We start from the raw sequence: 10,576 nt of genomic DNA, 5'->3' as shown, positions 1-10,576 counted from the left end.
CCTGGGTTGAGGCGATGAAGCCGCCGGGCCAGACCTCGGACGCGGCCCACGGCTCGAGCGCCTCCGGCGGTCGATCGGCTCCAGCGCGGAGCCGGCGACGGCGCTCGTGTCGCCCGGTTGCAGCAGCCAGGCGCGCAGCCGCACCGCGTCACGTCCGCCCTGGGACATCGTCGCCTCGACCAGCTCGATCGTGCGTCCGGGCCGGACGACCTCGACCCGCACGTCCACGTCGGCGACCGGCATCGTGCCGAGGATGTCGAACGACAGCCGCGACGCCACGAGGCCGTCGTCCCGCCGGGCGTCGCGGTGCTGCTCCACGACGTGGGTCAGCAGCCCCAGCGCGGGGGCGACGTGCTGCTCGTCGGTGCGCCAGGCGCCGCCGGTGTGCTCGGTCGCCCGCCAGGTCCGCTCGTCCAGCCGCTCGAAGTAGCTCATCGCCCCCGAGACTGCCGCACGGGCGACCGGGGACGACGCGCGGGTCAGCTCCAGGTCCAGGTGGTCATGACGCTCTCGGCCAGCTCGGCCTGGTCGGCCTCGGGCGTGGCCTGCGGGAAGGAGAACGTCACGATCCAGCCGGCGTCGTCGCGGCTGAGGAAGTACTGGCGGGTGCGGTAGGAGACGCCGTTCTGCGACGCCAGGGCGGTCACGACGCCGGCCTCCTTGCCGTCGACCACGAACGGGTCGTGCTGCTCGACCTCCTGGAAGCCGCTCGCCTCCAGCTGCGGCACGGTGGCCTCGACGACCTGGCCGACCGGTCGTCCCTGGCCCAGGCCGGGCTCGGGCAGGACGTTGAGGTTGGTGGCGAAGCCGTCCTGCGCGTCCGGCGCGGAGTAGGCGACCTCCGGCGAGAAGCCGGGGATGCGGTCGGTGATGTCGGTCCAGCCCTCGGGGACGGTGAAGGTGTAGTCGTCGGTGCCGGCCTCCTCACCCGTCGCGGCCTCGGCCGACGGGGAGCCCGAGGCGGACGTCCGCGCGCCGGCGTCCGCGTCGTCACCGCCTCCGCAGGCGGCCAGGGCGAGGCGTCGCGGCCAGGCGACGGCGACGGAACGGGGACGCAGGGGGAGGCGGTTCATGGCCCCGACCGTAGGGGCGCCCGGCCGGTCCCGCCCGCCCAGACGCGGGCGAAGATCGTCCCGCAGACCGGGAATGTGAACGGCGTGGACGAAGTTGATAAAGTCAGACTCAAGTCAGTTGACGCGAGTCCGGCAACGACTTCACAGACCTAACGCACCACCCGATCCGCAGGAGGAACACACCATGGCACGTGCCGTCGGAATCGACCTGGGTACGACCAACTCGGTCGTCGCCGTGCTCGAGGGCGGCGAGCCCACCGTCATCGCCAACGCCGAGGGCGCGCGCACCACGCCGTCCGTCGTCGCGTTCGCCAAGGACGGCGAGGTCCTGGCCGGCGAGGTCGCCAAGCGCCAGGGCGTCACCAACAACGACCGGACCTTCCGCTCGGTCAAGCGCCACATGGGCAGCGACTGGAAGACCGAGGTGGACGGCAAGACGTTCACCCCGCAGCAGATCTCCGCCTTCGTGCTGCAGAAGCTCAAGCGCGACGCCGAGGCCTACCTGGGCGAGCCGGTCACCGACGCGGTCATCACCGTGCCGGCCTACTTCAACGACCACCAGCGCCAGGCGACCAAGGAGGCCGGCGAGATCGCGGGCCTCAACGTCAGCCGCATCATCAACGAGCCCACCGCGGCCGCGCTCGCGTACGGCCTGGACAAGGGCGAGACCGAGCAGACCATCCTGGTCTTCGACCTGGGCGGCGGCACGTTCGACGTCTCGCTGCTGGAGATCGGCGACGGCGTCATCGAGGTCAAGGCGACCAGCGGCGACAACCACCTCGGTGGTGACGACTGGGACAACGCGGTCACCGACTGGATCGTCGGCGCCTTCAAGGCCAAGACCGGCATCGACCTGACCAAGGACAAGATGGCCATGCCGCGCATCCGCGAGGCGGCCGAGCGCGCCAAGATCGAGCTCTCCAGCTCGTCCTCGACGTCGATCAACCTGCCCTACATCACGGTCGACGCCGACAAGAACCCGCTGTTCCTGGACGAGACGCTGACCGCGCGGAGTTCGAGAAGATCACCGCCGACCTGCTCGAGCGCACCAAGGCGCCGTTCCACAACGTCATCAAGGACGCCGGCATCAAGGTCTCCGACATCGACCACGTGGTCATGGTCGGCGGCTCGACCCGCATGCCCGCCGTCTCCGAGCTGGTCAAGCAGCTCACCGGCGGCAAGGAGCCCAACAAGGGCGTCAACCCCGACGAGGTCGTCGCCGTGGGCGCCAGCCTCCAGGCCGGCGTGCTCAAGGGCGAGGTCAAGGACGTCCTGCTGCTCGACGTCACCCCGCTGTCCCTCGGCATCGAGACCAAGGGCGGCATCATGACCAAGCTGATCGAGCGCAACACCACGATCCCGACCAAGCGCTCGGAGGTCTTCACGACCGCCGACGACAACCAGCCGTCGGTCGCGATCCAGGTCTACCAGGGCGAGCGCGAGATGGCCTCGGCCAACCAGCTGCTGGCCACGTTCGAGCTCACCGGCCTGCCGCCGGCGCGCGCGGCGTGCCGCAGATCGAGGTCACGTTCGACATCGACGCCAACGGCATCGTGAACGTCTCGGCCAAGGACCGCGGCACCGGCAAGGAGCAGTCGATGACGATCACCGGCGGCTCGGCGCTGTCGAAGGACGACATCGACCGCATGGTCAAGGACGCCGAGCAGTACGCCGAGGAGGACCGCAAGCGTCGTGAGCAGGTCGAGGCCCGCAACCAGGCCGAGTCGCTCGCGCACTCGACGGAGAAGTTCCTGAACGAGAACGGCGACAAGGTCGCCGACGACGTCAAGGCCGAGGTGCAGTCCGACCTCGACGCCCTGCGCGACGCGCTCAAGGGCGACGACGCCGACGCCGTCCAGGCCGCGTCGACGAAGCTGGCCGAGTCCAGCTCGAAGATGGGCCAGGCGATGTACGAGGCCGCCGCGCAGCAGGCCGAGGCCGAGGGTGCGACCGGCGAGGGCAGCACCGACGGTGACGACGACGTCGTCGAGGCCGAGATCGTCGACGAGGACGAGAAGGACACCAAGTGACGGACCCGGCCGACCAGGTCCCGATGGGGGAGGAGCCCGCGGTGGACGCCGCCGCGGGCCCCGCCCCCGAGGGGACGGACGAGAACCAGGCAGCCGAGCCGGTCGACGAGACCGCCGAGCTGCGCCGCCAGCTGGACGAGCGCACCGCCGACCTGCAGCGTCTGCAGGCCGAGTACGTCAACTACAAGCGCCGCGTCGACCGTGATCGCGAGCTCGTGCGCGCCCAGGGTGCCGAGAAGGTGCTCGGGTCGCTGCTCACGGTGCTCGACGACCTCGGTCGTGCGGGTGAGCACGGTGAGCTGACCGGCGGCTTCAAGGCCGTCGCGGACGCGCTGAACCAGGCGCTGAAGGGCCACGGCCTGGAGTCGTTCGGGCAGGAGGGCGACGTGTTCGACCCGAACCTGCACGAGGCGGTCTTCCACGCCGGTGAGTCGGCTGAGGTCAGCACCACCACGGTGCACTCGGTCATGCGCACCGGCTACAAGGTCGGCGACCGCGTGCTGCGGCCGGCGACCGTCGGCGTGGTCGAGCCGGCCGAGGCCGGGGCCGACGCCGGCCAGGACGAGGAGAGCGCGGCGCCCGAGGGTGCCGCCGACGAGAGCTGAGGAGGTGACGCGCGATGAGCTCGTCTGACCACGGGTCCAAGGACTTCTACAAGATCCTCGGGGTGTCGAAGGACGCGACGCAGGCCGACGTCAAGAAGGCCTACCGCCAGCTCGCGCGCGAGAACCACCCCGACTCGCACCCCGGCGACAAGGCCGCCGAGGAGCGCTTCAAGGACGTCTCGGAGGCGTACTCCGTCCTCTCGAACCCCGAGAAGCGCAAGCAGTACGACGAGCAGCGCACGCTGTTCAGCCAGTTCGGCGGCGGGGGAGCCGGGTTCCCGGGCGGCGCGGGGGTCGACTTCGACCTCGGCGACATCCTGGGCGGCTTCTTCGGCGGCGGACGCGGCGGGCGGGGTGCCCGTACCCGGGCACCCCGCGCCCGCCCGGGGCGACGACGTCGAGACCGAGGCGACCCTGACGTTCGAGCAGGCCGTCGAGGGCGCGACCCTGCCGCTGCGCACGTCCAGCGACGAGCCGTGCCCCACGTGCCACGGCACGGGCGCGCGTCCGGGCACCGTCCCGAAGGTGTGCTCGCGCTGCGAGGGCAGCGGCGTGCAGACCAGCGCGTCCGGCGGCGTGTTCGCCATGACCGAGACCTGCACCCAGTGCCACGGTCGCGGCCTCGTGGTCGAGCACGCCTGCGACACGTGCCGCGGCTCCGGCCGCGCGCCGTCGAGCCGCACCATCACGGTGCGCGTCCGGCCGGCGTGAAGGACGGCCAGCGCATCCGGCTCAAGGGCAAGGGCGGCAAGGGCGACAACGGCGGCCCGGACGGCGACATGTTCCTGGTCGTCCACGTCACGCCCCACCCGGTCTTCGGCCGCAAGGGAGACCACCTCACGGTGACCGTCCCGATCGCCTACGACGAGGCGGTGCTCGGCGCGCAGATCAGCGCACCGACGCTCGACGGCTCGCGGGTGACGCTCAAGGTGCCGGCCGCACCCCGTCCGGACGCACCTTCCGGGTGCGCGGCAAGGGCGTCGCCACGAGCAAGGCGACCGGCGATCTGCTGGTCACCGTGCAGGTCGACGTCCCGGCCACGCTCAGCGACGAGGAGCGCGCGGCGGTCGAGGCGCTGCGCGCGGCGCGGGGAGGACGTAGCCCGCGCGACGACGAGTTCGAGAAGGTGTCGTGATGGACGCGTTCGTGCCTCCCGGACCGGAGGCGAAGGTCTTCGTGATCAGCGTGGCCGCCGAGCTGTCCGGCCTGCACCCGCAGACGCTGCGCACGTACGACCGGCTCGGCCTGGTCGAGCCGGCCCGCACGGGCGGTGGCGGCCGGCGCTACTCGCTGCTCGACATCGAGCTGCTGCGCGAGGTCGCGCGGCTGACGTCCGAGGGCGTCGGGCTCGAGGGCGTCAAGCGGGTCATCGAGCTGCGCAAGCAGGTGCAGGCGCTCGCCGAGCGGGTCGCCGAGCTCGAGGCCCAGGTCGCCGCGTCCGAGCAGGTGCGCAACCTGCCGGTGCCGTTCCCCGGCACCCACGTCACCGTCTGGCGCCGCACCTCCCACTGAGGCCTGCCCCCTCGGTCGTGGGCGGTGAGCCAGCAACCTCACCTCGGTCGTGGGCGGTGAGCCAGCAACCGCACCCGGGCCGTGGCGGTGAGCCAGCAACCGAGCAGGCCTGTCTTTCGGTTGCTGGCTCACCGCTCGCGCACCGCGACCACCTGGCCCGAACCGCGTCCTCCGGGGTGCGGTTCGTGCCAGGGTGCGTCCATGACGACGCCCACCCGCCGCTCGGTCGCGCTCGTCCTGACCCTGCTGGCGCTCGGGGCGTCGGTCCCGGAGGCCTACCTGCTGTCGGACGCCCCGGACGCGGCCTGGCCCGAGGAGTGGCTCGCCGCGGTCAAGGGGCTCAGCGCCGTGCTCGCGGTGGCCGCGCTCGTCGTCGGACGGACGGCTCGGACCATTCTGGTCCTGGGCGCGGCCGGCTCGGCCTTCGCCGGCTTGTGCTGGCTCGACCCGGAGGGCTGGTTCTTCGCCGGCGCCTTCACCACCGCGGTTACGCTGGTCGTCCTGCTCGTCGCCGTGCTCTGGATCGCGACCGTCCGCGCCGTCCCGCCCAAGGACCCGCTGCTCGACCTCCGCGGCCCGTTCCTGCGCTGAGCCGCCCGCGTAGACGCATCGGCCGCGGTCCCAGTGGTCGACGAGCTCGTCAACCTGGTCGTCCAATCCACAGGGCCGCGGGCGCTCCGGCGGACCCGAATCGCGGGTCGGGCACCCCGTGGCGCGAACCGGCCACGTCGCGGGATGAGACGAGGGGCGCCGACGCCGGCCCGCGCCGGTAGGTTGTGCTCACCGACACGACCCCAGCCGGTGAGGACGTCCCTGTGTTCCAGAAGATCCTGGTGGCCAACCGCGGCGAGATCGCCATCCGTGCGTTCCGCGCCGCCCACGAGCTCGGCGCCCGCACGGTCGCCGTGTTCCCGTACGAGGACCGCGGTTCGGAGCACCGCGTCCGCGCCGACGAGGCGTACGAGATCGGCGAGCGCGGCCATCCCGTGCGCGCCTACCTCGACCCGCAGGCCATCGTCGCCGCCGCCCAGCGCGCCGGCGCCGACGCCGTCTACCCGGCTACGGCTTCCTGTCCGAGAATCCCGAGCTCGCCGAGGCGTGCGCCGCCGCGGCATCACCTTCATGGCCCGCCCGCGGACGTGCTGCGGCTGACTGGCAACAAGGCCCGCGCCATCGCGGCGGCCAAGGCCGCCGGCGTCCCCGTGCTGGCCTCGGTCCCGCCGTCCGCGACGTGGACGAGCTCATGAGCGCCGCCGAGGAGCTGACCTTCCCGCTGTTCGTCAAGGCCGTCGCCGGCGGCGGCGGACGCGGCATGCGTCGCGTCGACGAGCCGGCCCGGCTCCGCGAGTCCATCGAGGCCGCGATGCGCGAGGCCGAGGGCGCGTTCGGCGACCCGACCTGCTTCATCGAGGAGGCCGTCGTCGGCGCCCGCCACATCGAGGTGCAGGTGCTGGCCGACACCCAGGGCCACGTCGTGCACCTGCGCGAGCGGGACTGCTCGGTGCAGCGCCGCCACCAGAAGGTCGTCGAGATCGCCCCGGCGCCGTTCCTGGACGTCGAGACCCGCGAGGCCATGTGCGCGGACGCCGTCCGCTTCGCCCGCGAGATCGGCTACTCGTGCGCCGGCACGGTCGAGTTCCTGCTCGGTGCCGACGGTCGCTACGTCTTCATCGAGATGAACCCGCGCATCCAGGTCGAGCACACGGTCACCGAGGAGGTCACCAACGTCGACCTCGTCCAGGCCCAGATCATGGTCGCCTCGGGGCTGGCGCTGTCCGACTTCGGCCTGGACGACCAGGAGCGCATCCGGGTCCGCGGCTACGCGCTGCAGTGCCGCATCACCACCGAGGACCCGGCCAACGGCTTCCGTCCCGACACCGGCACGATCACCACCTACCGCTCGCCCGGCGGTCCGGGCGTCCGTCTGGACGGCGGCACGGTCTACACCGGAGCGTCGGTCAGCCCGCACTTCGACTCGATGCTCAGCAAGATGACCTGCCGCAACCGCGACTTCGGGTCGGTCGTGCTGCGGGCACGCCGGGCCCTGCGCGAGTTCACCGTCGGCGGCGTCTCGACCAACATCGGCTTCCTGCAGAGCCTGCTGGCCCACCCCGACTTCGGGTCGGGCCCGATCACGACGTCGTTCATCGACGACCACCCCGAGCTGCTCGAGTCGCGCGGCGACCTCGACCCGGCCGACAAGCTGCTGGCCTACCTGGCCGACGTCACGGTCAACCGTCCGCACGGCGAGGCGCCGGTGCAGCTCGACCCCGCGGTCAAGCTGCCCGACCTGGCCGCCTGGGGCCGGAGCCTGGACGAGCAGCCGCCGGCCGGCACCCGCCAGCAGCTGCGCGAGCTCGGTCCCGAGGGCTTCGCCCGGCGTGGCGCGAGAGCACCACGGTCGGCGTCACCGACACGACCTTCCGCGACGCCCACCAGTCGCTGCTCGCCACCCGCGTGCGCACCCGCGACCTCGTGCGCGTGGCGCCCTACGTCGCCCGCCTGACGCCGCAGCTGTTCAGCGTCGAGGCGTGGGGCGGAGCCACCTACGACGTCGCGCTGCGGTTCCTCAAGGAGGACCCGTGGGAGCGCCTGGCCCGCCTGCGCGAGGCCATGCCGAACGTCGCGATCCAGATGCTGCTGCGCGGACGCAACACGGTCGGCTACACGCCGTACCCGACCGAGGTGACCACCGCGTTCGTCCAGGAGGCGGCCGACACCGGCATCGACGTCTTCCGCATCTTCGACGCGCTCAACGACGTCGACCAGATGCGTCCGGCGATCGACGCGGTGCGCGAGACCGGCACCACCGTGGCCGAGGTCGCGCTCTGCTACACCGGCGACCTGTCCGACCCGGGCGAGAAGCTCTACACGCTGGACTACTACCTCCGGCTGGCCGAGCGCATCGTCGACGCCGGCGCGCACGTGCTGGCGATCAAGGACATGGCCGGCCTGCTGCGCGCCCCCGCGGCCCGGACGCTCGTCACCGCGCTGCGCGAGCGCTTCGACCTGCCGCTGCACCTGCACACGCACGACACCCCGGGCGGCCAGCTGGCCACGATCGTCGCGGCGATCGAGTCCGGCGTCGACATGGTCGACGCCGCCTCCGCGTCGCTGGCCGGCACGACGAGCCAGCCGCCCCTGTCGGCGCTGGTCGCCGCGACCGACCACTCGTCGCGGGCCACCGGGCTGGACATCGCGGCGGTCAACGCACTCGAGCCGTACTGGGAGGCGGTGCGCCGGCTGTACCTGCCGTTCGAGTCCGGCCTGCCGGCCCCGACCGGACGCGTGTACCGGCACGAGATCCCCGGCGGCCAGCTGTCGAACCTGCGCCAGCAGGCGATCGCGCTCGGCCTCGGCGAGAAGTTCGAGCAGATCGAGGACATGTACGCCGCGGCGAACGACATCCTCGGCAACGTCGTCAAGGTGACGCCGTCCAGCAAGGTGGTCGGCGACCTGGCCCTGCACCTCGTCGCCGTCGGCGCCGACCCGCAGGAGTTCGCCGACGACCCGGCGTCCTTCGACATCCCCGACTCGGTCATCGGCTTCCTGTCCGGCGAGCTCGGCGACCCGCCGGGTGGCTGGCCCGAGCCGTTCCGCAGCAAGGCGCTGCAGGGACGCACGGCCGCGCCCCGGGTCGAGGACGTGGCCGAGGACGACCTTCGCGCGCTCGGTGAGCCCGGCGCGACGCGCCGCCGCACGCTCAACCGTCTGCTGTTCCCCGGCCGACGTCGGACTTCGAGCAGGCGGTCGCCGAGCACGGCGACCTGTCGCTGCTGCCGACGGACGCGTTCTGGTACGGCCTGCGCTCCGGGCACGAGACCGAGGTCGAGATCGACGAGGGCCGCCTGCACCTGTTCGACGTCGAGGCGGTCGGCCCGGCCGACGAGAAGGGCCTGCGCACCGTGCTCGGCACGGTCAACGGCCAGCTGCGGCCCGTGCAGGTGCGCGACCGGTCGGTCGAGTCGCAGGTCGCGACGTCGGAGAAGGCCGACCCGCAGGACCCGCGCCATGTGGCCGTGCCGTTCGCCGGCGCCGTCCACGCGCTGGTCGCCGAGGGCGACACGGTCGAGGCCGGCCAGACCCTGGCCACCATCGAGGCGATGAAGATGGAGGCCGCGATCACCGCGCCGCGGGCCGGCACCGTCGCGCGGCTCGCGCTGCAGGACACCCGCCAGGCCGAGGGCGGGGACCTGCTGCTCGTCCTGGAGTGACCGCGGGTCTCCACCCACCCGTCCGGGCCATGACGCCATGGTCCGGACGGGTCATTTTCGCCGACCGGGCTGGTGGGACACCGCTGTCGTGTCGACAGGAAGCACTAGCCTGCAACGGTCACGGATGACGAGGGGAACGCGATGAGCGAGGGCACGGAGGCGGCGATCCAGCGGTCGCGCGTCGAGCAGCTCCTCGGCGTCACCCGCGAGATCGTCACCGGCTCGGACCTGCCCGTCGTCCTCGCCGCCATCGCCCGCGGCATCCGCACCGTCATCGAGTTCGAGGCCGTCGCCGTCGGCCTGACCACGCCCGAGGGCGACCTCGAGGTGGTCGTGGTCGAGGGGCCGGACGAGCTCAAGCAGCAGATGCTCGGCCGGGTCGGGCCGCGCGCCGAGTGGGACGCGCTCATGGCCGCCTGCGAGCCCCGCGGACGCCTGCTCTTCCTGCAGGGCGACGAGGCGGAGGTCGGCCTGCCCACCTGGCGCTCCTCCGACGACGACCGCTACGCCCGCACCGCGCACGACCCGCGCGCCTGGGGCGTCGACGACGGCCTCTACGCGCCGCTGCGCGACGGCGACGGCGAGCTGATGGGCCTCATCAGCGTCGACCTGCCGCTCAGCGGCCTGGAGCCGGACGCCGAGCAGTGCGCGATGCTCGAGCTGCTCGCCCGCCAGGCCGAGCTGACCATCGACGCGACCCGCCGGCTCGCCCGCACGGCCCACAACGAGCGCATCTTCCGGCGCGCGTTCGACTCCTCCCCGTCCCCGGAGGTCGTCGTCCACCCCGACCTGCGGCTCACCTACGCCAACCGGCGCTTCGCACGCGAGCTCGGCGACGTCGCGGACGTGGGCGAGCTCGCCGCGGTGCTGACCCCCGCCCCCGGCGAGCCCTGCATCTCCGAGGTCGTCGCCGAGCTGCTGGCCGAGGACGCCGAGCGCACCAGCGGCCGGCTGGTGGCCACGCGCGTGCGGCCCGACGGCGGCACGGTCTGGTACCAGGTGCGGGTGCACGCGGTGCTGGACCAGCTCGGCCGCAGCTACCGCGCGATCTGCTCGTTCGCCGACATCACCGCCGAGCGCGAGGCCCAGGCCAAGCACGAGCGCGCGGCGCCCACGACCCGCTCACCGGGCTGCTCAAACCG

10 protein-coding genes and 2 pseudogenes are annotated in these 10,576 nt (G+C 72.6%); 10 read left to right on the top strand and 2 right to left on the bottom strand.

The window, feature by feature from the left end; all coding sequences use genetic code 11:
* The coding region (locus tag AC2W7G_RS04045; protein WP_485867307.1) for an acyl-CoA thioesterase domain-containing protein at nucleotides 1-435 on the bottom strand (435 nt) is incomplete at its 3' end.
* 44 nt (nucleotides 436-479) lie between these two features.
* A complete protein-coding gene (locus AC2W7G_RS04040; protein WP_485867306.1) occupies nucleotides 480-1,073 on the bottom strand; it encodes a hypothetical protein in 594 nt (197 codons plus the stop codon).
* A gap of 184 nt (nucleotides 1,074-1,257) precedes the next feature.
* Between AC2W7G_RS04040 and dnaK the strand changes: the two are divergent.
* The 10 genes and pseudogenes from dnaK to AC2W7G_RS03990 form a co-directional block, all read left to right on the top strand.
* A pseudogene (gene dnaK / locus AC2W7G_RS04035) lies at nucleotides 1,258-3,103 on the top strand (molecular chaperone DnaK).
* Nucleotides 3,100-3,708, top strand: coding sequence for a nucleotide exchange factor GrpE (gene grpE, locus AC2W7G_RS04030; protein ID WP_485867305.1), 609 nt, complete (start codon nucleotides 3,100-3,102; stop codon nucleotides 3,706-3,708). The pseudogene dnaK and the gene grpE overlap by 4 nt, the downstream one beginning before the upstream one ends.
* A 14-nt stretch (nucleotides 3,709-3,722) precedes the next feature.
* Nucleotides 3,723-4,843: pseudogene (gene dnaJ, locus AC2W7G_RS04025) on the top strand (molecular chaperone DnaJ).
* A gap of 11 nt (nucleotides 4,844-4,854) precedes the next feature.
* On the top strand, nucleotides 4,855-5,220 hold the full coding sequence (locus AC2W7G_RS04020) for a heat shock protein transcriptional repressor HspR (RefSeq protein ID WP_485867304.1): 366 nt from the start codon (nucleotides 4,855-4,857) through the stop codon (nucleotides 5,218-5,220).
* 201 nt (nucleotides 5,221-5,421) lie between these two features.
* Nucleotides 5,422-5,811, top strand: coding sequence for a hypothetical protein (locus AC2W7G_RS04015; RefSeq protein ID WP_485867303.1), 390 nt, complete (start codon nucleotides 5,422-5,424; stop codon nucleotides 5,809-5,811).
* Between the two features lie 224 nt (nucleotides 5,812-6,035).
* Nucleotides 6,036-6,467: a biotin carboxylase N-terminal domain-containing protein gene (locus AC2W7G_RS04010; protein WP_485867302.1), complete on the top strand. Its 432-nt coding sequence runs from the start codon at nucleotides 6,036-6,038 to the stop codon at nucleotides 6,465-6,467.
* Nucleotides 6,464-7,726, top strand: coding sequence for an ATP-binding protein (locus AC2W7G_RS04005; protein ID WP_485867301.1), 1,263 nt, complete (start codon nucleotides 6,464-6,466; stop codon nucleotides 7,724-7,726). Before AC2W7G_RS04010 ends, AC2W7G_RS04005 begins: the two co-directional genes overlap by 4 nt.
* The gene (locus AC2W7G_RS04000) at nucleotides 7,678-9,327 is read left to right on the top strand and encodes a hypothetical protein (protein WP_485867300.1); all 1,650 of its coding nucleotides are present in this window, start codon (nucleotides 7,678-7,680) and stop codon (nucleotides 9,325-9,327) included. The genes AC2W7G_RS04005 and AC2W7G_RS04000 overlap by 49 nt, the downstream gene beginning before the upstream one ends.
* A complete protein-coding gene (locus AC2W7G_RS03995) occupies nucleotides 9,234-9,434 on the top strand; it encodes a biotin/lipoyl-containing protein (protein ID WP_485867299.1) in 201 nt (66 codons plus the stop codon). The genes AC2W7G_RS04000 and AC2W7G_RS03995 overlap by 94 nt, the downstream gene beginning before the upstream one ends.
* 141 nt (nucleotides 9,435-9,575) lie before the next feature.
* A partial coding sequence (locus AC2W7G_RS03990; RefSeq protein ID WP_485867298.1) for a PAS domain-containing protein occupies nucleotides 9,576-10,576 on the top strand: 1,001 nt, incomplete at its 3' end.

Source organism: Aeromicrobium sp. PFPM2_SD2, from assembly GCF_057364525.1.
Note: the sequence above shows the minus strand (reverse complement) of the source record. Positions and strands in the feature narration are given on the sequence as shown.

Bases quoted from the DNA above. Each gene is read 5' to 3' on its own strand.
- AC2W7G_RS04015 (WP_485867303.1), top strand. From the start codon at position 5,422: ATGACGACGCCCACCCGCCGCTCGGTCGCGCTCGTCCTGACCCTGCTG.
- AC2W7G_RS04040 (WP_485867306.1), bottom strand. From the start codon at position 1,073: ATGAACCGCCTCCCCCTGCGTCCCCGTTCCGTCGCCGTCGCCTGGCCG.
- AC2W7G_RS04005 (WP_485867301.1), top strand. From the start codon at position 6,464: ATGAGCGCCGCCGAGGAGCTGACCTTCCCGCTGTTCGTCAAGGCCGTC.